This is a genomic window from Lysinibacillus sp. DFXJR4 (genome assembly GCF_057196045.1).
The window spans coordinates 1-25,364 of the sequence record NZ_JBXUNW010000018.1; the positions used below are offsets into that span (position 1 = coordinate 1).

Below are 25,364 nucleotides of genomic sequence, written 5' to 3' on the forward strand. Positions count from 1 at the left end.
GTACCCTGATAAAGCGGAGTTAACGAACGCGAAAGAACATGATCGTGGTCAGCTTGAAATTCTCGTTGATGACAAGGAATGCATGTACGTGTTTGACCGAGGCTACTTAGATTATGAGCGTTTTGACCGCATGACAGATGATGGATTTTTCTTTGTCTCACGCTTACGAAAAAACGCCGTAACACGTGTGGTTGAATCGTTTGAAGTATCTGAACAGTCATCTGTGTTATCGGATGAAATGATTCTGATTGGCAACACGCAAAATCGTGCTGAAAATGTATTTCGCCGTATCGAAATACTGGATCCAAATGGTAAAGAGCTATATCTGATAACAAATCGTTTTGATTTAAGTGCAGATGAAGTCGCTGAACTGTATAAGTCACGCTGGGCAATTGAACTGTTTTTCAAGTGGATGAAACAGCATCTGAACATTAGAAAGTTCTACGGGCAAAGCGAGCAAGCTGTGCACAATCAAGTGTTCATTGCGATGATCGTATACTGCTTAAACGTGCTAGCACAGCTTCACACAAACAGTTCACGGACGTATCTACAAATTAGTAGGTACTTAAAAGCAGTACTATGGAAACCGGCACGTATTTGGCTTCGGAAAATAGAAGGAAATACAGTACCATAAGGATTTTGAATCGTCAGTTGCCCCAGTCAAAGGTTATAGTAAAAAAAGGGTGTTTACTACTTTTGTTTAAGTGTCTTTCAATTTCTTAAAAACGCAAGAAATTGAAAACAGAAAATTCAATCAAAATTCATGCAACGTTAGTGAAATTAAATAAAAAAACAATTTTCTTTATTTGACAAAATTATGAATGGTGGTTATACTTAAGTTAACAATTTAATTGCTTCACCGGAAACATGAATTCACATATTACAAAAAGTGATCGCGTTAGTTCGGTACTCTTTGTAATATGTGAATTTTTTTCATTCGCTGAAGAAATTACATATTGTTCACTTTTATTTTTTGGAGGTTTTCTTAAATGAAACAAGGTACAGTAAAATGGTTTAACTCAGAAAAAGGTTTTGGATTCATCGAAGTTGAAGGTGAAAACGACGTATTCGTACACTTCTCAGCTATCCAAGGCGAAGGTTTCAAAACTCTTGACGAAGGTCAAAAAGTAGAGTTCGAAGTTGTAGATGGCAACCGCGGACCACAAGCTGCTAACGTAACTAAACTTTAATTCTTTAATTAAAATTACTTTCGTTAAACTTAAGGCATCCTATTTCCATAGGATGCCTTTTTTTGTATACTTTCAGGATTAAAGGTATATTTCTATTTTAACAATAAATTTATTATGTAAACTAATTAAACCTGCTTATCTCGCAAAAAGAGAGAATAAGCAGGAGCAGTATGCTTTAATTATTGAGAATACGATGTAATTCTTGAACAGGTACAAATAAACCTACTTGACCATATGGCTCTTTTTTCATCGTGGCAAATACAATTCCAATTACCTCACCATCATTATTTAACACAGGACTTCCACTGTTACCTCGATACACAGGTGCTTTCATCATCATAACAGGCTCTTGCCAATCCTCAAGATATGTTGATTCAAGTAGTGTACCTTCATTAGCAATGCCGGTAAAGGCTAATGGATTGCCAATAAAATAGACATGCTCATTTTGACTATAGCTGGGATCTTCAGCAAGTGGAAGGGATGGTAGTTCATCACCAGTTACTTGCAATATTGCTAAATCAACATCAGGATAGCTTTGCACTAACTTTGCTTGCATAATGCCCTCCTCAGGAAAAATAACTGAAAGAGTATGGGCGTCTTCTATAACGTGTGCATTGGTGACGATAAGTCCATCTGCTGAAATGGAGAAACCTGTACCTTTACTACTGCCAGTAGATACTTCTACCACCGATTTTTTATAAGTTTTGATATCGTCCTGTGCGGATAGCCTTGTTGATACCTTCAAAAATTCAATAGCAGGGATGGAGTAAATTTGAAAGATTATAGCAAATGTGTTAATAAATAATACAAGCGCCATACTCCAGACAACCCATTTGATTATCGGTTTTTGTTTTTTAGGTTTTTTACCTTGCTGGCGTTCCTCTCGTTCTTGAGCTAATGCCTTTTGCTGTTCAGCAAGGACAAGCTCAATCAATTCTTCTTCTGTTAGTTCTTCCTCAGTTGACCTATGTATATCATGCATTCATATTACCCCCATACCCAAAATAAAAGGTGCCGCAGAAAGTAAATCTGACTCGATTTTCTGTAAGGTCGACGTAATAATAAATCGTCACCATCATGTCCTCTATACGGATTAGTCCAATGTTTTTTGGCAAAATATTTTGTTGTCGTTAGCGTATTAGCATTACCTTCTCCTTGAAAGTAAACTGTCGAACCATCAGGTGAGGACTAGGATCCAAGCACGGCTCGTTTTAGCAGTTTGCTGTTCATCTAGCTGTTTGACAGGTATTTTTTTCACCGAGTCAGTATTGCATATGTCGCTACAGCCAATGATAAATAGTACAAGAGAGTCCTTGTTGTTCTCATAGGCAAACTCATTAAACTACTTTCCTTCATTATACGTGAAGTTTAACAGGCGCACACGAATGTTAAGAATACCAGCTTTCTAAAAAGCTAATTTGTTTTTTTGATGCATCGACACGTATACGTAAACCAATTGGCATGGCATGAAGAGGGTGGGTGTGGCAGCAATCGACTTCCGCAATAATAGGAATATTGTTACCATCAAGTATCTCTAGCAGGACTTCAAAAGGCTTTTTCCCAGTTCCTAAATCGTCATATTGTTCATGTTTGCCTAAAATGATTGCAGCAGCTTTGTCAAAAACGCCATGTAATTTAAGCATAGTAAAGTTTTTCTCGACAACTGCAATGGTTTTGGATGTATCCTCAAGCAATAAAATATCTCCTTCTTTTATTTGTGGAAAAAAGGGGGTTCCAATAAAACCGTACATTGTATTGATATTTCCACCCATTAGACGTCCTTCAGCAACACCAGACTGGACCGTAATCCAAGAATTCGGATGTTGTGTTTTTTCAGAAGTTTTTTTTAACCAATTTAGTCGGTCATCTGTCCAAATGGGTGGAACAGGCATATCGTAGGGAATGGATAGAGAATACATAAACAAATTTTTAAAATACTGTTCCGTATATTGCACAAATGGCGGAAATTCACCAAATGTTGAAGCAACAGAAGGACCGTAAAAAACAGGAATTTCTGTCTTTGCATACATTCCAAGTAATATAGCGGTCACATCAGATAAACCTACAAGCATTTTTGGATTTTGACGAAATGCTTGATAATCTAAATAAGGCAACATACTATTAGCATTTGTACCGCCCATTGTCGGTAAAATCATTTTTATTTGAGGATCACGTAGAAGGGCATTGAATTCTTGAGCTCGTTCCTTCGGGGTACCAGAGCGATAAAAATCATCTTTACCTGTTAAAGAACCCTCACGAATGATTAAGCCTAGTGCTTCCAGACGCTTCTTTCCACGTTCATAGCGAGCTTTTGCTGTTACAGTAGCTGGTTTGGAAGGCGAGTATATGCCGATCATATCGCCTTTTTTTAAAGGGGAAAACATAAAATACCTCTTTCTATTTTTTATTAGACAAGGCTATTATACATGATTTTACAATTTATTGGGCTAGAATGATTCGAATAATAATATTATTATGTAAACTAGATATAGAAACTTGTAAGAGAGTTTGGAATTTACTATGATAGAAATGAAATTACCAAAAATGGGGGGCATCTTAATGTATCGACTAGTAGATGATTTTTTAAATGATTGGACAGCAGCATCTCAAGGGACAATTCAAGTATTAAAGGCGGTAACGGATGACAAGCTAGGACAAAGCATCGTGGAAGGCCATAGTACACTTGGTTGGTTAGGCTGGCATTTAGTTGGCGCGGCAGGTTACTTTAGTTATTTAGCAGGTTTAAAGGTGCCGATGATTCGACAAGAAGATCCTATTCCAGCTACGGCTGCTGAGATTGTAGCAGTTTACGAAAAAATAGCAAATAGTATTAAAGTGGAAGCAGCAAAGCTATCAGACGAAGATTTGGTCGAGGAAGTAAAGGGCTTTGCAGGTCCAACTCAAAGAGGCGCATTATTACGTACTCTAATCGATCATCAAACACATCATCGTGGACAGATGACAGTGCTGCTACGACAAGCAGGTCTCCCAGTGCCAGGTGTGATGGGACCGACAAAGGAAATGCAATAAAATATAAGGCAGCAGACAAATATATTTTGGTCTGCTGTTTTTTTGTTTGACACTTACCTACTAGTAAGTTAGTATATAGTCATGACAAATCGTAAATTACAAATTATCGAATTAGCCTTGAAAAAAATTCAAGAAAAAGGATTTTCAGCTTTTAGTTATGATGATTTAGCTAAAGAATTAGGCGTCACAAAAGCAAGTATTCATTACCATTTTGAAAAGAAAGGAGACTTGGGGATTGCTGTTTGCGAAAGGATTCAAAATGGACTTGAGGGGGCATATACAACTATTAAAGAAGCAGCTATAAATGCTGAAGAAAAGCCTTTCGCCTTGATTTTACAACGAGTCAAATTTCTAGAACAGGACGGTGTTTGCCCGATTTCTGCATTACAGGCAGATTATAATGATTTACCATTGCAAATGCAGGAAAAAATTCAACAGCTCAGTCAAATGGAAATCGATTACTTTGTGGATTTACTGAAAGATGCAAAGCAAGAGGACTCATTACAAACGACTGAGGATTTGGAGGCGCTTGCCATTATGCTAATAGCAAGTACGAAGGGAGCACTACAATATAAGCGCGTATTAGGGGAAAGCTTCTTTACTAAAATGCTTGACCAATTAAAGGGACTTTTACAATAATTCATGGAAAAAGTAAAGGAGAGTTATTCATGGTACGAAGAGTAGTAATAACAGGATATGGTGTAGTCTCACCATTAGGTAATTCAGTGCAAGCTTTATGGACAAATATTATAGAAGGAAAGTCTGGAATAAAAAAACTACAATCAGAGGAATTTTCTGCTATTTCTACCCAAATTGCAGGGTATATCACTAATTTTGATGCCGCTCAGTTTATGGATAAAAAAGAAATTAGTAAATATGATGTTTTTATTCAATATGCACTTGCTGCTGCACAGCAAGCTTTGGAGCAAGCAAACTTAGATATGGAGAGTATTGATAAAACTCGTTTAGGCGTTTATATAGGCTCAGGTATTGGAGGCATTGATACTATTTTAGCAAATCATCAAAACATGCTGGATAATGGTCCACGTAAGGTTTCTCCCTTTATGGTACCCATGATGATTAGCAATATGGCCGCAGGTATTATAGCGATAAAAACGGGCTTTAAAGGCCCAAGCTTTTCACCAGTTTCAGCCTGTGCAACGGGGAATCAAGCAATTGGAGAGGCTTTCTTAAATATTAGACATGGTTATGCAGATGGGATTTTGGCAGGAGGAACAGAGGCGCCAATTAATCCCCTTAGCTTTGCTGGTTTCTCTCGTATGAAAGCCATGTCTACAAGGAATGATGAGCCAACAAAGGCAAGTCGTCCATTTGACAGCCATCGGAATGGATTTGTGATGTCAGAAGGATCAGGTGTAGTATTTCTTGAGGAATATGAACATGCGAAAAAAAGAGGTGCAACAATACTTGGTGAAATAGTAGGGTATGGCGTAACAACAGATGCTTATCATATTACATCTCCTGATTTTACAGGAGCGGCAAATGCGATGAATCTAGCCTTAAAAATGGCCGATATTGATTTGTCAGCTGTTGATTATATTAATGCACACGGTACTAGTACACCAGATGGAGATAAATCTGAAACAAGGGCAATAAAAAGCGTTTTTGGTGAACATGCCTATCACTTAAAGGTAAGTTCTACAAAATCTATGACAGGTCACCTCTTTGGGGCAGCTGGAGGGATAGAAGCTGTCATTACCTTAAAAAGTATATTGGACAGTATTATACCTCCAACAATCAATTATGAAACACCAGATCCAGAATGTGATTTAAATTATGTGCCAAACGAGGCGATACATCAGCCAGTCAATCTAGCCTTGTCGAATGGCTTCGGCTTTGGCGGCCATAATGCAGTATTGGCTTTTAAGAAGTTTGAGGAATAGGTAGTCAAAAAAATAGATGATTCATTAAAGGATGGTATGAAATTGGATGTTCATGCCATCTTTTTATGTGTCATTCGTCAATAAGTTTTTCTTATGGTATTGTAGTGAAAATTTATATTTATGCTTATATTCATGATGTATTAAATTTAGGTATAGAAGAGGAGATGGCAGATGAGAATTTTTGATGCACATTTTCATATTATTGATTTTGATTTTCCGATAAAAGAAAATCAGGGATACACACCTCCAAACTTTATTGTCGAAGATTATCTAAATGAAACTACTGAATTCAACGTCTTGGGTGGGGCGATTGTATCAGGATCGTTTCAAGGATTTGACCAGGAATACTTGTTGAAAGCATTGACTCAAATGGGGCCAGCTTTTTGCGGCGTTACTCAATTGCCTTTTACAGTGACTGATAATAAAATTATTCATTTACATAACAACGGGGTACGAGCATTACGGTTTAATATTAAACGAGGAGGTTCAGAAGATCTATCAAAGCTAGATACCTTTGCCAGAAGAGTTTATGATTTAGTGGGCTGGCATAGTGAACTTTATATGGATGCAAAAGAGCTACCAGGGATTGCATTGACGATTGGAGAATTACCAGCCATTTCTATTGATCATTTAGGATTATCGGAAGAAGGTTTACCCCATTTATTAAGACTGGTTGAAAAAGGCGTACATGTAAAAGCGACTGGCTTTGGTCGTGTGGAACTGGATGTTAAAAATACCTTAAAATCCATTTATGAAGTAAATCCAGATGCGCTTATGTTTGGAACAGATTTACCGTCTACTAGAGCAAAACGACCTTTTGAATATGCAGATATTGAATTGATTCAACAGCTTTTTGATGAACAGGCTGCTGATAAGATCCTTTATAAGAATGCTTTTCAATGGTATTTTAAATAAACAAGAAAATCCTCTACCAAGGCTTACGGTAGAGGATTTTATACGTGGAATTAGCTTAAACCTTGGCTATCTTTCCACTCTAAGAATTCATCATATGTTAATTGCTTATCTAAAATCGAGCCGTCTTCACGGATTTCGATGACACGGTTCGCAATTGTTTGGATAAATTGATGGTCATGTGATGTGAAGAGCATCGCCCCTTTGAAGCGCATAAGTCCTTCATTTAATGCCTGAATCGATTCAAGGTCAAGATGGTTCGTTGGTTCATCTAGTAAAATAACGTTTGCTGTTGCAAGCATCATTTTAGATAGCATACAACGTACTTTTTCTCCCCCTGATAGTACAGAAGGGGATTTTTTCACTTCTTCACCAGAGAATAGCATACGACCTAAGAAGCCACGTAGGAAGCTTTCTGTTTCATCATCTGGAGAATATTGACGAAGCCAATCCACTAATGTTTTTTCTGAGCCTTCAAAATATTTATCGTGATCATTTTCAAAGTAGCTTTGAGAAGTTGTCACACCCCATTTAAATGTACCTGCGTCCGCTTCCTTTTCTTCCATTAAGATATCAAGAAGCGCTGTTTTTGCCATTGGGCTACCAAGTAAAACAATCTTATCTTCTTTATTCATAGAGAAGCGAATATCTTTAAATAACGTTTCGCCTTCTTGACTTGCTGTTAGTCCATCAACTGTTAATACATCATTCCCAATTTCACGGCCGATTTGGAAGTTGATGAATGGGTATTTACGGCTTGATGGTTTAATATCATCTAGCTCAATTTTATCCAGCATTTTTTTACGAGATGTTGCCTGTTTTGATTTAGAAGCGTTTGCAGAGAAACGAGCGATAAACGCTTGTAATTCTTTAATTTTCTCTTCTTTCTTGGCATTTTGGTCTTGCGCCATTTTTTGCGCTAATTGAGAAGATTCATACCAGAAGTCATAGTTCCCAACATACAATTGGATTTTAGAGAAGTCTAAATCCGCAATATGTGTACACACTTTATTTAAGAAGTGACGGTCATGGGATACAACAATAACAGTATTTTCAAAGTTAATTAAAAACTCTTCTAACCATTGGATAGCTTTTAAGTCCAGATGGTTGGTAGGCTCATCGAGTAATAGAACATCCGGCTGACCAAATAGTGCTTGTGCAAGTAATACTTTGACTTTATCAGAGCCTTCAAGATCGCCCATTAGCATATAGTGAAGATCATCTGAGATACCTAAACCGTTTAATAATGTTGCTGCCTCTGAGTCAGCTTCCCAACCGTTTAGCTCTGCAAATTCACCTTCTAGCTCAGCTGCACGCATGCCATCCTCATCACTAAAATCTTCCTTTGCATAAATTGCATCTTTTTCAGTTTTCACATCATATAGGCGTTTGTTACCCATAATGACCGTATCAAGAACTGTATGCTCATCGTATTCAAAATGATTTTGTTTAAGGACAGATAAACGTTCGTCCTTACCCATTGATACATGACCTTCCTGTGCTTCAATTTCACCAGAAAGAATTTTTAAGAATGTTGATTTACCGGCACCATTTGCCCCGATTAAACCGTAGCAATTCCCCGGTGTGAATTTTATATTTACGTCTTCAAATAGTTTACGATCGCCATAGCGAAGACCTACATTACTTACTTGAATCATGCAAGTTCCTCCTTTTTTCACAATGGCTCTAGTATAGCATGAAATATGTTCCATAGTCTATAAACATTATTAAATCAAGGTTTAGCATCATTTAATTATCAAGAGCACAAAAAAGAAATTTAGAAACTTTGAATAACGACATAGAAGACCAGAAAAGGATTTCTGGGGTACTCTTCAAGATTTATAAGGAAATCCTGTTCCTAAACCAGGTGGTGGATACTGGAATCATTTAAAAGAAATGAAGGATTTTTATAAAGGTTTTAAATAAAATTGTAAAAGGAATAAAATGTTCGTTAACAAAGGTACATGGAATTTTATAAAAAACAGGTAAAAGAGTTATCAACTTTAGATGTTATTAGAATGTTAGAACGGAACTTTTTGGAAGAGTTAGCAATTAAGAAGGATGTTGAAATTTTACTTGAAGATCCGTTAACATTCACCATTTTATATAGAAATATCTGTAATAGATGGTAGATGTCATGAGTTACGAAACAATAGTGCCAGTACGTTTTTTATTCAAATGTAAACCAGATATTTAGCGATTATAGGTTTATCTAGCTTATTTTACTCATGAAGAACATTAGAAATTATTAGCTTAAATTACCCTAAATCTATTGTGAGAACAAGGTTACAACGTAATCAGGATGATTCATAATGACGAAAATATAATATGTGTTAATTTTGGAGATCAATTTTAGAAGTTTACCACATATAAACAATTGTTCAGGACTCACTTCAAAAATGAGTGCCTGGTCTATTTTTGTTGTGGTGAATATTAAATTTTATGAAATTGCTATGGACCACAAATCGAGAAACAAGTGTGCTCTTCGAAATTTTTTTGTTCCCAATCATCTATTTTGTTAAAAAAACGGATGAAATCGATGTCCATTGAATTATTTAAAGTACATGCAATGAAAGCGATTTGATTCCATTGTTTAAGGTTAACTGAATTTGGACCAAAATAATTAAAATTCGGTAAAACTTTATATATATGTAGATGTAAAAAAGCAAATGCTTCTTCTGTTAAAAAAATTGAAGATTCATGCCAATGTTCATTTTTAAAATCACCGCTCATGAATTCAAAAACATCACGTTGTTGTAAGTTTTTTAATGTATGTATTTTAATCATTTAATCCTCCTTAACTAAAAAGCCACTCATTTTGAGTGACTTATATCCCTAACAATTGCTTTTTCTTTGCTTCAAATTCGTCTTGTGTTAAAATTCCTGCATCTAGTAGTTCTTTCATTTTAATAATTTCATCTGCAGCACTTACCGCTGTAGATTGAGCAGTAGTCGAATCAGCATGACGTTTTGATTCAATCAAATCTACCATTTCTCGTGCTTGCTTTAATTCTTTTTTTACAAACGTGATTGAATTCTCGTCTTTTACAGCTGCCATTGTTCCACCTTTTGTTTCACTAGATCCGGAATAAGCAAACTGAATATATCCAGTAGTGAGTCCGGGCTCTTTGAATTGGATGGCAGTAATCGATTTAATAGGAATTGATTTTTCTCCTTTTGAACCACCTTTGTTAATGAAGTTTGAAAAACCTTTGGGTTGAATTTTTACGTTGTAGTCATCCACAATTACAGTGAATTTTCCATTAGATTTAAACTCATATACTTTCGACATTGCTAGATTTCCTCCTTTAAAGTTTTTTTCTATGGAATAAACTATACCAAATAGCCCAAATTGTGTCAGTATTAAATATGAAAATAAAAACAGACAACTGTAATTAATTATCTGTCTCACAATCTGTATTGGACTGTTTACCTTGTTCAATTACTTCCTCAAAGGCTACTTTAATTTCCTCAATCGTATAACCATTCACTTGGTTCCCAAACATTGTGGGTCATTGTTTTATTTTGTAGAATGAATTTGAGGGAGGCGAGCTAACTTGGAAATTACAACAGAAAGATTAATAATTAGACCTTTTAAGAGTACGGATTTACAGGATGTATTTGCTATTTATAATAATGATGATACATGTAAGTTCCTATTACATAATAAGTGGACACATGAGGATATGCAGGAAAGATTTAATAAGAAGCTAACAAACGGTGTACTCACTAAAGAATCAATGTTAAGCTTGGCAGTTATATACAAGACTAAAGTAGTTGGTGATTTATCCGTATGGTATACAGATATGAAAGACACTGTTGAGATTGGCTATAGTTTTTCAAATGAAGTAGCAGGGAGAGGTTTGGCAACAGAAGCAGTAAGTAGTTTGGTCTATAAACTATTTGATGAATTTAATGTACATCGTATACAAGCTAATCTTGATGCACGGAATACAGCTTCACAAAAATTGTGTGAACGAATAGGCATGAGAAAGGAAGCCCATTTCATACAAGATTTTTGGAATAAAAATGAATGGACAGATAGTTTTGTATATGGATTGTTACCCTCTGATTTGCAGTAATCGATTTAGTTATTTTCTTGTGCTTTAGGGGTGCTTTAGTTAAATAATCCGTAAAAGATCACCCGTGATGGATGTAGTGAATTTGCTATTATTTTCTCACCTCAATGACCTACCAGAAATACTGCGGACCATGAACAGAATATAAGCTGTCTCACTAAGTATTCTTTGAACCAAAAGTTGACTTTCATTTATAGCTACTGTAAAATATTTTGAAATTACAGTTAAATTCAATGAAAAAGAGAGTAGTTTATGGATAACTGGAAAGCGAATTAGGGATAGTGGAAGCCTGATGCAGAAGCCGTAAATGAAACGCACTTTGGAGAAGGTTCTCGAATTAGGAGTAGAGAATATCGGGGAGTCACCTCGTTAACAATGGAAAGTGGTCATTTGGAATGACAACTAGAGTGGTACCACGGGATAACTATGCTCTCGTCTCTATTATTAGAGACGGGAGCTTTTTTAATTTTTTTAGAGGAGGAAGATGAAATGAACATGAAGGAACAAATAGCCAAAAGCATTGCTGTTGCATTAAAGGATCAGCTTACAGAGAAAGAAATTCAACATTTATTAGAAAAACCAAAAAAATTGGAGCTAGGAGATGTAGCCTTTCCGTGCTTCACTCTTGCTAAAACATGTAGAAAATCACCTCACAGTATAGCTGAAGAGATAAAAAACAATTTGACATGTGAAATCATAAAGGATGTTCAAGTAATAGGAGGATACGTCAATATATTTTTTAATCCGTCAATCGTTACAAAACAGATGCTTACTAAAATATTAGTAGAACAACATTTATATGGAAGTCAGCAGGAATCAAAAGGGAATATTGTTATTGATTTTTCTTCTCCTAACATCGCGAAGCCATTTTCTATGGGGCATTTACGTTCTACTGTAATTGGCAACGCTTTAGCTAATATTGCCGAAAAAAATGGCTATCAAGCAATTCGTATCAACCATTTAGGAGACTGGGGAACACAATTTGGTAAGTTAATTGTTGCCTATAGACGATGGGGCAATCAACAAGCGATTGCGAATGCGCCGATTGAAGAATTATTAAAAATTTATGTGAAATTCCATGAAGAAGCTGAGCAGGACGAAACCCTTAATGAGGAGGCACGTGCTGCATTTAAAGCATTGGAGGATGGGAATGAAGAGGCATTTGCTCTATGGCAATGGTTTAGAGATGCATCATTAGAGGAATTCAATACTATCTATCAACTTCTTGGAATCCACTTTGATTCATACAATGGTGAAGCCTTCTACAACGACAAAATGGCAACAGTTGTCAAGGAACTAGAAGAAAAAGAGCTACTTATAAAATCTGATGGGGCATTTGTTGTGGAAGTAGAACCTATGCCACCTTGTTTAATTACTAAAACAGATGGTGCGACACTTTACGCAACTCGTGATTTGGCAGCTGCTTTCTATCGTAAACAGCACTATGACCCTAAAAAAATATTTTATGTGGTTGGCAATGAACAGTCCCTCCATTTTAATCAACTATTTAGGGTTATAGAGAAAATGGGATATGGATGGGCAAAAGATTTACAACATGTACCTTTTGGGATGATTCTAAAAGACGGTAAAAAAATGTCAACTCGTAAAGGCAAAATTGTTTTATTAGGTGAGGTGCTGAAAGAAGCGATTACTACAGCAAAACGCAATATTGAGGAAAAAAATCCAAAGCTAGAGCAGAAAGATAGTGTTGCCTATCAAGTTGGTGTTGGAGCGGTTATATTTAATGATTTGAAAAATGATCGTTTACATGATATAGAGTTTTCTCTTGAGCAAATGATGAATTTCGAAGGGGAAACAGGTCCATATGTTCAATACACTTATGCACGTATATCATCCCTTTTGGAAAAAATTAATGAACAAAGCAATGAAGTATCTTTTGAAAAGTTGGGTGACCAAGCATGGCCAGTTATTTTACTACTAGAACAGTTTCCGAAAGTAATTTCCAATGCCTTTGAGCAGGCGGATCCATCACAAATTGCTAAATATGCCTTACACTTAGCTCGTTTATTTAATAAATACTATGCCCAAAATAAAATAGTAGCTGAAGATCATATTAGAGGCTCACGATTAGCTTTCTGTCAATGCGTCGCTATCATTTTAAAAGAATCATTAGCATTATTGGGTATTGCAGCACCAAAGAAAATGTAAGCGAAGTACATCTACTACACTGTGGTAGATGTTATTTAAATTGACCAGTACTTGAAAAAATGATAAAAGGGAATAGAATGAAATCGGAGGTCTGACAATAATGGTAAAATTTATAGCTTAGAGAGAAGGTTAAACAAATATGATAAATAAGCAATGGAAGGCTTCCTCGGTGCTAATGGTTGTATGTATTTTTTTCGTTGCCCTCAATATGCGTCCAGCAGTAACCGCCATTGGACCACTCTATAATGTTTTATTGGAGTCATTACATATATCTAATACGAAAATGAGCTTTTTAACATCTATACCAGTATTTTGTATGGGACTCTTTGCACCTGTTGCTGTACCATTACAAAAAAAATTGAGCACAAAAACAGCTATTCCGCTCTTAATTGTCCTTCTTGCCTTTGCAAATGGATTGCGTTTTTTAAAAGAAAGTTATGGTTTACTTGTAGTTACAAGCTTTCTTGCAGGGTTTGCGATTGCGCTTATTGGTCCAATGCTAAATGCCTACATCAAGAAGAAATTTCCGAATCGTTTCACTACAGTTGTCGGAATTTATTCATTTGGAATAGGAACAGGCGCAACACTGAGTGCAGCACTAACCGTAAATCTTTATCGTCATTTTGATGGCAGCTGGACGATAGCTCTAGGTAGCTGGTCAATTCTAGCATTCAGCGCTCTGATAATGTGGTTTCTGTTAGTACAAAAAGAGGAGCGGGAGCTATCAAGGAAAGATGAAAAGTCTGAACATGTAATACGAAATCCATGGAAAAGCTGCAGAGCTTGGACAATTCTAATTTATTTCGGCTTACAAACATCACTATTTTTTTCAGTGATGTCCTGGTTGGTACCAATTTTGCAGGATAAGGGCTATTCACTTGGTGAAGCAAGCTCCATGTTAACATTGATGTCTTTTATACAAATGATTGGCAACATAGTAGTTCCGATACTAATGGAAAAATGGACAAGTCGTATAGCTTGGCTCTTTGCCTTAGGTGTTTTAGGCATATTAGGGTTTGCATTATTATGGGTAGGCTCAGGTACGTTGCTATTAATGGCGGTGTTTATTATCGGTATCGTATTAAGTGGTTTATTTCCAATTGGACTATTATTGCCATTGGATGAGGCAGAAACAAATGAGGAGGCGAATAGTTGGTCGTCTATGGTGTTGTCTGGCGGATTTATAATAAGCGCCATCATTCCAATTGTAATCGGCTATTGCTATGATATTACTGGCAATCATACAGTGACTTTTGCTATTTTCATGATTATTATGCTTGCCATTATGGCAACAACTTATCGTTTAAAGAAAAATTCTCTCTAGCATGCGAAATTGTTTAAGCATGTCTTTTTTTGAAAATTATTTTTGCTACGATTTATAAGTCAATTTTCATAACAAAGTTTTAAAAGAAACAATTTTTATAGGTATAAGGAATTGATTAAAAGAAGCAGCCAATATGTTTATAATATAACTTACATAATAATATTATTATGTAAACTTGAAGCGTAAATAAACCTTGTTTATGATAGATAAAGAAAGAAGCTGAAAGAAAGTATTGGTGAAGCTATGCGGAAGAAGATGCTCATTTTGGGTGCGACAGCTATTCTATTAACAGGCTGTAGTAATCAAACAGTGGCAGAACTGTTTGAGACAAAAAATGCAGAGACAAAATCAGAAAAAGCGGTAACAAAGCAGGAAGAGAAAATAGTGCCAGAGGTAAAAGTTGTTGGTGAAAACGGTATTGGTGCAGGACTTATTGTTAGGCAGGATCAAGATAAGCTTTATATAGTCACAAATGGGGCACTCGTAGCCTCTAAGCCAATTGCCCTCGTTGAATTTGCGAATAATAAGCTTAAGGAAGCGACTGTGCATTATATGTCTACAGCACATAATATCGCCATTTTACAAGTATCCTATAAAACCTCTGTAAAGGTACCAACAGTATATAAGGGAGATTTAAATAAGCTTTCGGTTTATGTCGATGGATTGCCACACATTATCCATAAATATAGTGATAAAGTTGCTGCTTATTATATAGATGTAGAACAACCATTACCTCTAGGGAGTCCTGTACTGGAGGCAGAGAATGGTGAATTTGTAGGTATCTACTTTAATCGTCAGCAAAACGAAGTTTCACAGCCATACATATTGCCATTTAAAGACATAGCTCAACTAGTAGATGAGTGGATTGAGGAAGGAATGAGGGTTAGTGATCGACTATCCCAATCCAAAAATTTGTACCCCTATATAGAACAGGGGGATCAAGCTGCTGTAACGCAGGTGATTGAAAAGTATGGAAAAAATATTTTTGCTTATAATGAAGATGAAATTAAGCAATTTTTAGATGTATTTCATAAGCATTTAAAGGCAGCTGTTGATATTCAAGACGCTAGTGTAATGGAATCTATTGTTGGAGCAGACGATTTACAGGATACTTTGAAAAATATGGTCTCTTATTATGCCTCTAAACAGGCGAAAATTAATTTTTCCAAGACTACTATAAAAAACATTAAAGTGATAAATCAGCGTTTGGTTGTGCGTGCAAAAACAGAATATTTACTGACGAATTCTGCAGGTCAGGAGGCACTTGCTAATTCGAAGATGCTTTATGAAATGATAAAAAATGAACAGGGCGAGTATAAGCTTATTCGTCTAACTACTGAGGAGTGAAAAGTTGGATGGAGCAAGCAAGACAAATGCTACAACATCATTTTGGCTATGATTCATTCCGTAATGGACAGGCACAAATTATTCAGCAAACATTACAAGGACAATCCAGTCTTTGTGTAATGCCAACAGGAGGTGGCAAATCAATTTGCTATCAAATTCCAGCTCTTATGCTGGAGGGCTTAACGCTTGTGATATCCCCTCTTATCTCTCTGATGCAAGATCAGGTGGAAGCATTACGTGCGGCAAATATTCCAGCAGCTTATATTAACAGTACCCTATCTGTACAAGAAGTGAATGAAACAATGCAGCTTGCAAGTGCAGGTTATTTAAAGCTGCTTTATATTGCACCAGAGAGATTGGAAAGTGCTGCATTTTTACAGGCACTCTCTTATTTGTCAGTACCGCTATTAGCTGTAGACGAAGCCCACTGTATTTCTCAATGGGGACATGATTTTAGACCAAGTTATCGAGCGATCCAAAAATTATTTACATTGTGGCCACAAAAGCCAACAGTCTTAGCCCTTACAGCAACAGCAACGCCAGCTGTATGTGAGGATATTAGACAGTTATTAGAGATTGACGAGCAATCAGCGGTAATTACAGGGTTTGCACGAGATAACCTAGCCTTTTCAGTTTTGATCGGTGAAAACAAAGAACGTTATATTAAAAATTACCTCACAAAGAACAAGCAGGAAGCAGGCATTATTTATGCTGCCACACGAAAGGCTGTGGATGCAATTTATGATGTCTTAAGTCGTTCTGGAGAATCTGTTGCAAAGTACCATGCTGGCCTAGCAGAGGAGATGCGCATGTTAGAGCAGGAACGTTTTTTAAAAGATGAGGCGCGTATTATGGTGGCGACTAACGCTTTTGGCATGGGGATAGACAAGAGTAATGTACGTTTCGTTATTCACTATCAAATGCCACGCAATATGGAAAGCTATTATCAGGAAGCAGGGCGTGCAGGACGCGATGGTTTACCAAGTGCCTGCATTTTACTGTATGCATCAGGGGATGTTCAAACACAGCGCTTCTTAATTGAACAGACACAGGATGAATCCCGAATTACCCAGGAACTAGTAAAGCTACAAACGATGGTGGATTACTGTCATACAGAGGGATGTTTACAAAATGCAATTCTCCTCTATTTTGGTGAAAAGGCAGGAGAGCCATGTGGTCGTTGCGGTAATTGTAATGATGGGCGAGAGATCAAGGATGTAACGGAAGATGCGCAAAAGGTGCTAGCCTGTGTCGTACGGATGGGGCAAAAATTTGGCAAGACAATGGTGGCTCAGGTGCTAATTGGCTCCAAAAATCAAAAGATGACGGAATTTGGCTTTGCACGGTTGTCAACTTATGGCATTTTAAAAGGGCAGTACTCTTCCAAAGATGTCTCTAGTTTTATTGAATTTTTAATCGCGGAAGGATTACTAGCCGTTAAGCACGGTACGTATCCAACGATCTTTGTATCAGAGGAAGGCAAGGCGGTTTTACTTGGCAATCGCAAGGTTATGCGAAAAGAAGCTGTTATTGTCCATAAGCTGGCAGACAATGATCCGCTGTTTGAGCATTTAAGAGCATTGCGAAAACAGATTGCAGATGAGGAACAAGTACCACCATTTGTGGTGTTCTCTGATAAAACATTACGAGAATTATGCGAGCAAAAGCCAATGGAGCTTGAAGGCTTACGACGTGTGAGTGGAATTGGTGAAGTAAAGTTTGAAAAATACGGCAAACGATTCTTCGAGGCACTCCAATCGTTTTTGAAGGAAGCATCCAATATTTAGTTTGAATCGTGTGACTAGGGTTTGTTGCTCAAAACAAAAAAGCGTGAGAAATCATAACCTTGATTTCTCACGCTTTTCTGACATTAAATTTTGTAACAGTCTCTTTTGATTCTATCCCCGGAAAGATACTATTTTTTCCAATGCTCTGAAATAAATTGATCTCTACCCGAAATTGCTCGGTCCTTTTGATAATGCTCAGGCTCTTTTTCATAATAATTCTGATGATAATCTTCTGCAGGATAAAAGTGTTGAGCATCGCGAATTGTGGTTACAATAGGCTTATCAAAGCGTCCACTTTTTGCTAATTTCTCTTTGGATGCTTCGGCGATCTGTTTTTGTTCTTCGGAATAGGTAAAAATTGCGGTTGTATAGGATTCACCACGGTCATGAAATTGGCCATAAGCATCTGTAGGATCAATTTGCATCCAGTAGATATCTAGAAGCTGCTCATAGCTAAAGATGCTAGGGTCAAATTCAATTTCTACTACCTCTAAATGGCCAGAAGTGCCTTTTTTAACATCCTCATAAGTAGGATTTTCTAAATGGCCACCCATATAACCTGAAGTAACCTTATGTATGCCATCCCATTCAATAAATGGCTTGACCATACACCAAAAACAACCGCCAGCAAATGTAGCTTTTTCTATCATAGTTGATCATCCTTTCTAACGTGAAAATATTATAGCATTATTTTGCTCTCTACTGACACTTTCGGTGTAAAATAACGAGTAGATGGATAATTGTAGGAGACACAATATTTTAATGAAACTTTCCTTATGGTGAATCGTTACATTAACTATATTACAATAGAGGAGTTATGCAATATGGAAGAGCAAGAGTATACAAGACGCTCACAACGTCCCAAAAAACGTCGATTGCGTAAAGGAAGGGCATTATTTTCATTGCTATTGCTATGTATCATCGTCCTAGTTGGTTATTCTGTGATGCAATATCGAAGCGGACTTGAGCTAGCAAATGACACAAAAGTCGCACAAGAGGATTTTAGCGGTGATACAGTTAAAGGAGATATTGAGAATTATTTATTATTAGGCATTGATAGTCGTGGGGAGGAAAAATCACGTACGGATACAATGATGGTTTTGTCCTGGGATAAAAAAACAAATAATGTCAAGCTAGTATCATTAATGAGGGATATATATGCAGATATTCCCGGCTACCAATCATATAAGCTCAATACAGCTTATTATTTAGGTGGTGTGCAATTATTAAAGGAAACAATTAGCAATATGTTTGGTCTTCCCATTCATCATTATGCCATTATAGATTTTAAAAATTTTGAATCATTAGTAGATATTTTAGCGCCAAAGGGGGTTGAAATAGATGTTGAAAAAGATATGTCTGAAAAGATAGGTGTTGCCTTAAAGCAGGGTGTGCATAACCTAAACGGGAAAGAATTACTTGGCTATGCTCGCTTCCGACATGATGCAGAGGGTGATTTTGGCCGTGTGGCACGTCAGCAAAAGGTCATTGAAGCCTTAAAGAATGAAGTGTTAGCACCTCAAAATATTTTGAACTTACCAAAGTTTGTTGGAGCAGCACAAGGGTATGTCACAACGGATTATTCCTCCTCTGGGGAAATTCAGCAGGTACTAAAAATGGTGTCAAAAGGGAAGGTCAAAATTGAAAAGGCCACTATCCCAATTGAAGGAAGCTATCAATTCAAGACCTTTAGTCATGCAGGGGATTCGATCGTTATTGATGTTGAGAAAAATAAAGCCTTTTTAAGTGATTTTTTGGGTATGAAGCTGGAGTGATGGTTCGCATAAGTCAACATTATCCTGTAATATAAAGGTAAAGCATTTGGATTGGGGTGGGTATATGGAAAAAGAAAGACCAAAAGAGCGGTCTAATTTGTTTTCGACTAAGTTCATCCGCTTTTTAGGTGGGAAAAACTTATTTTTTACACTCATTACTTTGTTATTGCTGGCATGTGTTATTTTCATGTTCCAAAAGGTTTCTTTTATATTTACCCCGCTGAAAGTATTATTTGAGGTAGTAATTTTACCTGGGGTACTTGCCATCATCGCCTATTATTTATTGCGTCCATTATTAGGCATTCTAGAAAATTGGCGTATCCCAAGAGTCTGGGGTATTTTGATTTTATACATCGCTGTCATCGGTTTCATTACATTACTAGTAGTTCTTGTTTATCCGTTTCTTCGAGATCAGTTTACAAATTTAGCGCAGGAGTTTCCAGGGTATTTTATGGCACTGACGCAAAATATTGTGGAGTACTTAACACATTCTCGCTTCAATGAGTATTTAGATAAAATAAACTTTAACTATGACGAGGTTGTTAAGAATGTCACAACCGATTTAATTGAAACGGTGAAAGATACAGCGACGAACTTAGCGCAGGGTGTTGCATCTGGTATTACTGGCTTCCTTTCAACTTTAACGGGCATTATTCTGTCATTAGTAACGGTGCCATTTATATTATTTTATTTACTTAAAGATGGTGAAAAGTTACCGAAATTTATGTTAAACATCTGTCCACCTCGTATGCGTAAAGAGGTGCATGAAATTTTTCACGATATGGACAAGCAAATTAGCTCTTACATACAGGGTCAAATTTTAGTGTCGATGTGCATTGGTGCCATGGTAACAATTGGTTTTTTAATTATTGGCATGAAATATGCCTTATTACTAGGGTTCCTTGCAATGATTACAAGTGTCGTTCCATATTTGGGGCCTGTCATTGCGATTACACCTGCTGTTATTATCGCCCTAGTAACATCACCATTTATGCTGATAAAGCTCGCAATTGTTTGGACAGTGGTACAGCTTATTGAAGGGAAATTTATTTCACCACAAATAATGGGGAAATCGCTTAGCATCCATCCAATCACCATTATTTTTGTATTATTAACGGCTGGTTCCTTATTTGGTGTACCAGGTGTTATTTTAGGAATTCCGGGATACGCTATCTTTAAAGTGCTTGTAACCCATTTATTTAAACTATTTAAACAGCGATATAATCGTTATGAAGACGAGGAACATCAGCAATATGAAGTATGAGAAAAAACAGTTACTGCGTAAAAGCAGTAACTGTTTTTTATGGAGTTTATTGTGATAGGTATAAACCTAATACCAAGGACTTAAGATTGTGCTGTTAATTGGACTTGCGCTAATTGATTGACCGCTTCCTGTAGCACTTCTTTTGGCTGTACCAATGCTAAACGTAAATAGCCTTGTCCAGCTGAGCCAAATACCGTACCGGGAACTGTCACAACGCCAACTTGTTCAATTAGCTTAAAGGCTAATTCTGTACAATCAATATCATATGGATATTTCGCCCATACAAACATCCCTCCATCTGAAGGAGCTACATCCCATCCGATTGTTCGTAGGCCATTCATTAATGTTTTATGACGTTCAGAAAATGTTGCTCGAAGGCTTGCTGTAATTTCCTCTGCGTTATCAAGCGCAACAACGGCTGCATCTTGAATAGGCTCAAATATGCCAAAATCTAGATTTGATTTTAATTGCTTTAAAATGGCAATCATCTCAGCGTTTCCTGCGATATAAGCGATACGTGTACCTGCAAGGCTAAAGCTTTTGGATAATGAGTTAATTTCCATCCCAACTTCTTTGGCACCAGGAGCGGCAAGGAAGCTAATCGGGCCATCACCTGTAAAGTAAAACTCGGAATAGGCCGCATCATGTAGGACAATAATGTTATATTTTTTAGCAAAAGCAACGACTTTTTCGAAATAGGCTAAAGATGGCATTGCAGGGACAGGATTGCCTGGTAAATTTAAAATCAATAGCTTTGCTTTTTGGGCAATTTCTTCTGGAACCGCATCTAAATCTGGTAAATAGTCGTTGTCAGCTGTTTGAGGCATATAATAGGGTGTCGCACCTGCAAGATGAATTCCTGCATCGTAGGCAACGTACGCAGGGTTTGTCGATAACACGATGTCACCTGGGTCACAAAAGGCGATTGGTAAATGCACTAACCCTTCTTGAGAGCCAATTGTTTGAATAATTTCAGAAGCAGGATTTAACTCTATATTGCTACGACGTTTATAATAGCGGCTTACTGCATCGTAAAAGCGTTGCGTACCCGTTAATGTATAGCCATAGGACTCTGCTAAACCTGCTCTATAGGACAAATGCTCACGAATTTTTGCATGTGGGGGAAGGTCAGGACTTCCTAAGCTTAAGTCAATCATCTTCATGCCTTTTTCTTGCTGAAGCTTGGCATGGTTTTTTAAATCTCCAAAGATTGCTGGTGTGAATAATGACATTTTTTTAGACGGTACAATTTTCAAACTAGTACACTCCTTATAGTTGTATAACAGAATAGTAGTTCACATTTTATCATACTAAAGCACATAAAGGGAAAGTTATTCTGAAAAAAGAATATTTTTCTGAAAAGGAGAAGATGTTTGCGTAGATTAGCGTAACTATTTTAGGGAATGCTGGAAATATAAAAAATGACGGAAAATTGGAAACATATCTGCTATCATAAAAACAGGAAAGGGAGATGAACAATATGGAAGTGCATTCTTTAAGTGGACCAAGTGGGACAGGGAAAAGTACAAGTGCCCTTGTCTTCGCGCATAAAATTGGTGTTGAGGCTATTATTGATGATGGTCTACTGATTGTTAACGGTGTGAAAGTAGCAGGTCTCTCCGCAAAATTTGAAAAAAACACAATAACAGCCGTTCGCCGTGCTATTTTTACAGATGATGCTCATCGTGAGGAAGTAAAAAAAGCACTTGATACATATAAGGTACAGTCTATTTTATTGATAGGTACGTCTGATAAAATGACAAAAACAATAGCTCGTCAGCTAGAGCTTGGGTCAATCGAAAACTATTATTATGTGGAAGATGTGCGATCTCAAAAGGAAATTGACAAAGCACGCTTTATTCGTCAAACCCAAGGTAAACATGTCATGCCTATACCGTATCGCCAAGTAGAGCAAAACTTTTTTAAACGCTTAGTTCAAAGAGGAATGGAAATTTTTTCGTCAAAACGTGAAAAAATAGGGGAGACAACGATTGTTCGTCCTGATTTCCAACAGGAATATATAGAAATTGGTAAGCATGTCTATGTACAGCTATTGACATATTGCTGTGCCCAGCATGATATTGTTCACAAGGTTGAGCAAGTGCAATTAACATTAGGGGAGCATGCGTTTACCACAATTACATTACAGCTTAAGGTACCAATCGATTATTCATTACCTGAACAATTGTATGCATTACAAAAGAATGTGCAATCCGATTTTTTTCAGCATTTTGGTTACGAACTAGATGCCATTCATCTTCACATAAAATTAGCCATATTAAAGATAAAAACATAAAAAACAGGTCCTCTACTCGCATTTAAGCGTACAGAGGACCTATTTTTTTATTTTGATTGGCGTGTAAATTGAGGTTGACGTTTTTCGACGAATGCACGACAGCCCTCTGAAAAATCATTTCCGACAAATGGTGTAGAGCCTTTCCATAACGATGGCACACTGTCCACGCATTCTTGAACAGATTGTTTAACGGCTAATAGTGATTCGGGGGACATTCCTGCCACAAGCTTACCCATACGAATCATGTATTTATTAATATCTTTTGCAGCAACTAAATAATTTAGCATGCCAAGCTTAAACGCTTCCTCGGCTTTAAACATACGGCCTGTAAAAACTAGATCCTTCGTTGTAGAAGGCCCAACAAGTTGTACTAAGCGCTGTGCAAATTTGTTATTTAAAGTAATCCCTAATTTGCCAACAGGAATTCCAAGTTTCGCTTTTTCTGAGCCGATGCGAATATCGCAGGCTAAGGCAAGTTCTAAGCCTGCCCCCATTGCAGGTCCATTGATAACGCCAATTGTTGGAATGGGTAAACGCTCAATCGTAGAGATTGTTTTTTCCATATGTACAAAGGCTTCCTCGGCTTTTTCGAGAGAAATGGCATTAAATTCTTTAATATCGGAGCCAGCCGTAAAATTTTCACCAGACCCCCGTAAAATTAATACTTTGTTTTTAGGATTGTCTAAAACTTGTAAGGCTATCTTAGCTAATTGATCCCACATATTTGCGGTTAGTGCATTCTTCGCCTGTGGACGATGAATTGTAATGATCGCTAGTCCTGCTGTTTCCTGATAAATAATTTTTGCTTCTTCTGCCTCTAATCGAGTTGTTTTCACTTGCATACTCGAAACGCCCCCTACATTAGTTCATACGTTTATTATATAACACAAACGGTAATAAACACTAAATAATACGAATTTTCATGTAAATTTGCTTTGTGTTACAAGAATAAAGGCATTTTAAAGAAATTGTACTACAACAGAAGAAAGGGGAGTTGCTATTGTAGGAAAATAAAAAAACAAAAGATACTACTATACTAGTTTGAGAAGCGGTATTTTGTATGATTATTACAGATTATCCGACATTATCATTTATTAAAATAAATATAACCTACGCACCCATAATATAGTAAAATAAAATACAAAAAACACGCACAGTTATTAGGGAGGGAAATTCTTGGTCACATTAGAGCAGGCATGGAATAGCTATTTATTACTCTTACATTCTTTAAAGAAAAGTGCTGCTACCAAAAAACAGTACAATTTAGATGGGAAGCAATTTTTAGCGTTTGCCCATGAGAAAAACTACTTGGATGTGAATCATCAGTTCAAAGAATTGTTATTTATATATAGTAATTACTTAAAGGAAACGTACGTAAATATCAACACATTTAATCATAAAATGGCTACATTACGAGGCTTTGTTGATTTCGTTTTTTTACGAGAGTGGGTGGAACCATTTGATTATGAGGTCATTTTACAGCCAAAAAAGAGACAAAAAGAGGCATTGAAATTACTGACAACGAAGCAATTGATGAACATTACGAATGTCTGGCCAACTTATTTTCAATATGCGAAAACTCAAGAGCATGCTTGGCTGGCTAGACGTAATGGCTGTATTGTGCAAATGCTGCTGGAAACAGGTTGTAAGCCAGCAGAGCTTGTACGAATGAAATGGACGCATATGCACTCGGATTCAACGTTCATCTATATTGCTAACCACAATGGGCGCCGAGAAATTAAACTTTCTCCAATTTTAGTAGACATGTTGAAACACTATAAAGGTGCGACAGAGGAGATGCATCAGCAAGAAGCAGGGGAATGGATGTGGGTCAGTGAGGCTAGCCATTCAAAATCAATTTCAACAAAGACAGTAGAGCGAATTTTTCAGGCTATTTCTAAGGATATTGGCATGAATGTCAGAGCAACAGATTTACGTTATACCGTTATGCAGAAGGCGTTTCAAAGTGAAAAAACAATTGAACATATTCAGCAAACAATGGGTTATGTCCGAAAATGGGTGCTAACAGAAAGACAAGAGCGTTTTAAATAACTTTCTAACAAGAGAACCAGAAAAGAACAAAGGTGACAGTCCCCCTTGATGAGTAATTGTAAAAAGTTTTAGAAGGAATGATCTATTTTGAATATCCTTATTAGTGCCCTAATAATTATTGTTTATATCCAGCTTATGTATTTTATTTTTAGGAAGTTAATGAAATTCATGAAGCGAAAAAGTTCTGACTTCATTGTCCAAATTTTTCCTGGGTGGATTTTAATATTGTTATCAA

At 36.8% G+C, this 25,364-nt stretch carries 24 protein-coding genes and 1 other annotated feature; of the genes, 16 read left to right on the forward strand and 8 right to left on the reverse strand.

All coding sequences use genetic code 11. The annotated features are described in order from the left end of the window. Together AC2CGN_RS21875 and AC2CGN_RS21880 are read left to right on the forward strand one after the other, a co-directional pair. On the forward strand, window positions 1-634 hold a 634-nt coding region (locus AC2CGN_RS21875; protein ID WP_484516207.1), incomplete at its 5' end, for an IS4 family transposase. Between the two features lie 355 nt (window positions 635-989). Then, complete coding sequence (locus AC2CGN_RS21880; RefSeq protein ID WP_004230088.1) at window positions 990-1,190, forward strand: cold-shock protein; 201 nt, start codon at window positions 990-992, stop codon at window positions 1,188-1,190. Window positions 1,191-1,365: 175 nt separating this feature from the next. Here AC2CGN_RS21880 and AC2CGN_RS21885 read toward each other — a convergent pair whose 3' ends face one another. Together AC2CGN_RS21885 and AC2CGN_RS21890 are read right to left on the reverse strand one after the other, a co-directional pair. Further along, window positions 1,366-2,172, reverse strand: coding sequence for a S1C family serine protease (locus tag AC2CGN_RS21885; protein WP_484516209.1), 807 nt, complete (start codon window positions 2,170-2,172; stop codon window positions 1,366-1,368). 406 nt (window positions 2,173-2,578) lie between these two features. After that, a complete protein-coding gene (locus tag AC2CGN_RS21890; RefSeq protein ID WP_484516210.1) occupies window positions 2,579-3,547 on the reverse strand; it encodes a S66 family peptidase in 969 nt (322 codons plus the stop codon). Window positions 3,548-3,749: 202 nt separating this feature from the next. Between AC2CGN_RS21890 and AC2CGN_RS21895 the strand changes: the two genes are divergently transcribed. From AC2CGN_RS21895 to AC2CGN_RS21910, 4 genes are all read left to right on the forward strand, one after another. After that, a complete protein-coding gene (locus AC2CGN_RS21895) occupies window positions 3,750-4,220 on the forward strand; it encodes a DinB family protein (protein WP_429981755.1) in 471 nt (156 codons plus the stop codon). An 81-nt stretch (window positions 4,221-4,301) separates the two neighbouring features. Next, window positions 4,302-4,859 carry a TetR/AcrR family transcriptional regulator gene (locus AC2CGN_RS21900; protein WP_429981756.1) on the forward strand — a complete coding sequence of 186 codons (558 nt, stop codon included), beginning with the start codon at window positions 4,302-4,304 and terminating at the stop codon, window positions 4,857-4,859. A gap of 29 nt (window positions 4,860-4,888) precedes the next feature. Next, window positions 4,889-6,124, forward strand: a complete 1,236-nt coding sequence (fabF, locus tag AC2CGN_RS21905; protein WP_429981757.1) for a beta-ketoacyl-ACP synthase II — start codon at window positions 4,889-4,891, stop codon at window positions 6,122-6,124. Between the two features lie 171 nt (window positions 6,125-6,295). After that, window positions 6,296-7,039 (forward strand): amidohydrolase family protein, encoded by a 744-nt coding sequence (locus AC2CGN_RS21910; protein ID WP_484516213.1) that lies wholly within the window; start codon window positions 6,296-6,298, stop codon window positions 7,037-7,039. Window positions 7,040-7,089: 50 nt separating this feature from the next. Here the strand turns inward: AC2CGN_RS21910 and AC2CGN_RS21915 are convergent, their stop codons facing one another. Then, the gene (locus tag AC2CGN_RS21915; protein ID WP_283868015.1) at window positions 7,090-8,694 is read right to left on the reverse strand and encodes an ABC-F family ATP-binding cassette domain-containing protein; all 1,605 of its coding nucleotides are present in this window, start codon (window positions 8,692-8,694) and stop codon (window positions 7,090-7,092) included. A gap of 306 nt (window positions 8,695-9,000) precedes the next feature. On the opposite strand from AC2CGN_RS21915, the gene AC2CGN_RS21920 reads away from it, so the two are divergent. Then, entirely contained in the window at window positions 9,001-9,168 is a 168-nt protein-coding gene (locus tag AC2CGN_RS21920) for a hypothetical protein (protein ID WP_429985327.1), read from the forward strand. Window positions 9,169-9,487: 319 nt separating this feature from the next. On the opposite strand, the gene AC2CGN_RS21925 is transcribed toward AC2CGN_RS21920, so the two are convergent. After that, entirely contained in the window at window positions 9,488-9,823 is a 336-nt protein-coding gene (locus AC2CGN_RS21925; RefSeq protein WP_429981760.1) for a hypothetical protein, read from the reverse strand. Between the two features lie 40 nt (window positions 9,824-9,863). Then, window positions 9,864-10,328, reverse strand: coding sequence for a DUF4429 domain-containing protein (locus tag AC2CGN_RS21930; RefSeq protein WP_429981761.1), 465 nt, complete (start codon window positions 10,326-10,328; stop codon window positions 9,864-9,866). A gap of 265 nt (window positions 10,329-10,593) precedes the next feature. On the opposite strand from AC2CGN_RS21930, the gene AC2CGN_RS21935 reads away from it, so the two are divergent. The 5 genes from AC2CGN_RS21935 to recQ all read left to right on the forward strand — a co-directional run bounded on the left by AC2CGN_RS21935 (window position 10,594) and on the right by recQ (window position 17,742). Beyond that, the gene (locus AC2CGN_RS21935; RefSeq protein WP_429981762.1) at window positions 10,594-11,118 is read left to right on the forward strand and encodes a GNAT family N-acetyltransferase; all 525 of its coding nucleotides are present in this window, start codon (window positions 10,594-10,596) and stop codon (window positions 11,116-11,118) included. Between the two features lie 221 nt (window positions 11,119-11,339). Then, window positions 11,340-11,558 (forward strand) — a binding site (T-box leader). A 46-nt stretch (window positions 11,559-11,604) separates the two neighbouring features. Next, entirely contained in the window at window positions 11,605-13,284 is a 1,680-nt protein-coding gene (gene argS / locus AC2CGN_RS21940; protein ID WP_484516216.1) for an arginine--tRNA ligase, read from the forward strand. A 139-nt stretch (window positions 13,285-13,423) separates the two neighbouring features. Next, window positions 13,424-14,608, forward strand: coding sequence for an MFS transporter (locus AC2CGN_RS21945; RefSeq protein WP_484516218.1), 1,185 nt, complete (start codon window positions 13,424-13,426; stop codon window positions 14,606-14,608). A gap of 243 nt (window positions 14,609-14,851) precedes the next feature. Further along, on the forward strand, window positions 14,852-15,955 hold the full coding sequence (locus AC2CGN_RS21950) for a hypothetical protein (RefSeq protein WP_484516220.1): 1,104 nt from the start codon (window positions 14,852-14,854) through the stop codon (window positions 15,953-15,955). Window positions 15,956-15,963: 8 nt separating this feature from the next. Then, window positions 15,964-17,742 (forward strand): DNA helicase RecQ, encoded by a 1,779-nt coding sequence (gene recQ, locus AC2CGN_RS21955; protein WP_484516222.1) that lies wholly within the window; start codon window positions 15,964-15,966, stop codon window positions 17,740-17,742. Between the two features lie 128 nt (window positions 17,743-17,870). Here the strand turns inward: recQ and msrA are convergent, their stop codons facing one another. Continuing rightward, window positions 17,871-18,392 carry a peptide-methionine (S)-S-oxide reductase MsrA gene (gene msrA, locus AC2CGN_RS21960; protein ID WP_429990225.1) on the reverse strand — a complete coding sequence of 174 codons (522 nt, stop codon included), beginning with the start codon at window positions 18,390-18,392 and terminating at the stop codon, window positions 17,871-17,873. A 174-nt stretch (window positions 18,393-18,566) separates the two neighbouring features. Here msrA and AC2CGN_RS21965 point away from each other — a divergent pair, with 174 nt between their 5' ends. Both AC2CGN_RS21965 and AC2CGN_RS21970 read left to right on the forward strand, forming a co-directional pair. Beyond that, window positions 18,567-19,517 carry an LCP family protein gene (locus tag AC2CGN_RS21965; protein WP_286924369.1) on the forward strand — a complete coding sequence of 317 codons (951 nt, stop codon included), beginning with the start codon at window positions 18,567-18,569 and terminating at the stop codon, window positions 19,515-19,517. A 64-nt stretch (window positions 19,518-19,581) separates the two neighbouring features. Then, window positions 19,582-20,781 carry an AI-2E family transporter gene (locus tag AC2CGN_RS21970; protein WP_286924370.1) on the forward strand — a complete coding sequence of 400 codons (1,200 nt, stop codon included), beginning with the start codon at window positions 19,582-19,584 and terminating at the stop codon, window positions 20,779-20,781. An 80-nt stretch (window positions 20,782-20,861) separates the two neighbouring features. Here the strand turns inward: AC2CGN_RS21970 and AC2CGN_RS21975 are convergent, their stop codons facing one another. After that, on the reverse strand, window positions 20,862-22,037 hold the full coding sequence (locus AC2CGN_RS21975) for an aminotransferase class I/II-fold pyridoxal phosphate-dependent enzyme (RefSeq protein ID WP_484516224.1): 1,176 nt from the start codon (window positions 22,035-22,037) through the stop codon (window positions 20,862-20,864). A 224-nt stretch (window positions 22,038-22,261) separates the two neighbouring features. Between AC2CGN_RS21975 and AC2CGN_RS21980 the strand changes: the two genes are divergently transcribed. Next, window positions 22,262-23,077, forward strand: coding sequence for a hypothetical protein (locus AC2CGN_RS21980; RefSeq protein ID WP_484516226.1), 816 nt, complete (start codon window positions 22,262-22,264; stop codon window positions 23,075-23,077). Window positions 23,078-23,124: 47 nt separating this feature from the next. Here the strand turns inward: AC2CGN_RS21980 and AC2CGN_RS21985 are convergent, their stop codons facing one another. Then, window positions 23,125-23,919, reverse strand: coding sequence for an enoyl-CoA hydratase/isomerase family protein (locus tag AC2CGN_RS21985; protein WP_484516228.1), 795 nt, complete (start codon window positions 23,917-23,919; stop codon window positions 23,125-23,127). Window positions 23,920-24,253: 334 nt separating this feature from the next. Between AC2CGN_RS21985 and AC2CGN_RS21990 the strand changes: the two genes are divergently transcribed. After that, the gene (locus AC2CGN_RS21990; RefSeq protein WP_484516230.1) at window positions 24,254-25,129 is read left to right on the forward strand and encodes a tyrosine-type recombinase/integrase; all 876 of its coding nucleotides are present in this window, start codon (window positions 24,254-24,256) and stop codon (window positions 25,127-25,129) included. Window positions 25,130-25,364: the final 235 nt, after the last annotated feature.

What these genes read in the sequence shown, in the direction of transcription:
- AC2CGN_RS21880 (WP_004230088.1), top strand. Translation starts at nt 990, where the DNA reads ATGAAACAAGGTACAGTAAAATGGTTTAACTCAGAAAAAGGTTTTGGA.
- AC2CGN_RS21885 (WP_484516209.1), bottom strand. Translation starts at nt 2,172, where the DNA reads ATGCATGATATACATAGGTCAACTGAGGAAGAACTAACAGAAGAAGAA.
- AC2CGN_RS21890 (WP_484516210.1), bottom strand. Translation starts at nt 3,547, where the DNA reads ATGATCGGCATATACTCGCCTTCCAAACCAGCTACTGTAACAGCAAAA.
- AC2CGN_RS21895 (WP_429981755.1), top strand. Translation starts at nt 3,750, where the DNA reads ATGTATCGACTAGTAGATGATTTTTTAAATGATTGGACAGCAGCATCT.
- AC2CGN_RS21900 (WP_429981756.1), top strand. Translation starts at nt 4,302, where the DNA reads ATGACAAATCGTAAATTACAAATTATCGAATTAGCCTTGAAAAAAATT.
- fabF (WP_429981757.1), top strand. Translation starts at nt 4,889, where the DNA reads ATGGTACGAAGAGTAGTAATAACAGGATATGGTGTAGTCTCACCATTA.
- AC2CGN_RS21910 (WP_484516213.1), top strand. Translation starts at nt 6,296, where the DNA reads ATGAGAATTTTTGATGCACATTTTCATATTATTGATTTTGATTTTCCG.
- AC2CGN_RS21915 (WP_283868015.1), bottom strand. Translation starts at nt 8,694, where the DNA reads ATGATTCAAGTAAGTAATGTAGGTCTTCGCTATGGCGATCGTAAACTA.
- AC2CGN_RS21920 (WP_429985327.1), top strand. Translation starts at nt 9,001, where the DNA reads ATGGAATTTTATAAAAAACAGGTAAAAGAGTTATCAACTTTAGATGTT.
- AC2CGN_RS21925 (WP_429981760.1), bottom strand. Translation starts at nt 9,823, where the DNA reads ATGATTAAAATACATACATTAAAAAACTTACAACAACGTGATGTTTTT.
- AC2CGN_RS21930 (WP_429981761.1), bottom strand. Translation starts at nt 10,328, where the DNA reads ATGTCGAAAGTATATGAGTTTAAATCTAATGGAAAATTCACTGTAATT.
- argS (WP_484516216.1), top strand. Translation starts at nt 11,605, where the DNA reads ATGAACATGAAGGAACAAATAGCCAAAAGCATTGCTGTTGCATTAAAG.
- AC2CGN_RS21945 (WP_484516218.1), top strand. Translation starts at nt 13,424, where the DNA reads ATGATAAATAAGCAATGGAAGGCTTCCTCGGTGCTAATGGTTGTATGT.
- AC2CGN_RS21950 (WP_484516220.1), top strand. Translation starts at nt 14,852, where the DNA reads ATGCGGAAGAAGATGCTCATTTTGGGTGCGACAGCTATTCTATTAACA.
- recQ (WP_484516222.1), top strand. Translation starts at nt 15,964, where the DNA reads ATGGAGCAAGCAAGACAAATGCTACAACATCATTTTGGCTATGATTCA.
- msrA (WP_429990225.1), bottom strand. Translation starts at nt 18,392, where the DNA reads ATGATAGAAAAAGCTACATTTGCTGGCGGTTGTTTTTGGTGTATGGTC.
- AC2CGN_RS21965 (WP_286924369.1), top strand. Translation starts at nt 18,567, where the DNA reads ATGGAAGAGCAAGAGTATACAAGACGCTCACAACGTCCCAAAAAACGT.
- AC2CGN_RS21970 (WP_286924370.1), top strand. Translation starts at nt 19,582, where the DNA reads ATGGAAAAAGAAAGACCAAAAGAGCGGTCTAATTTGTTTTCGACTAAG.
- AC2CGN_RS21980 (WP_484516226.1), top strand. Translation starts at nt 22,262, where the DNA reads ATGGAAGTGCATTCTTTAAGTGGACCAAGTGGGACAGGGAAAAGTACA.
- AC2CGN_RS21985 (WP_484516228.1), bottom strand. Translation starts at nt 23,919, where the DNA reads ATGCAAGTGAAAACAACTCGATTAGAGGCAGAAGAAGCAAAAATTATT.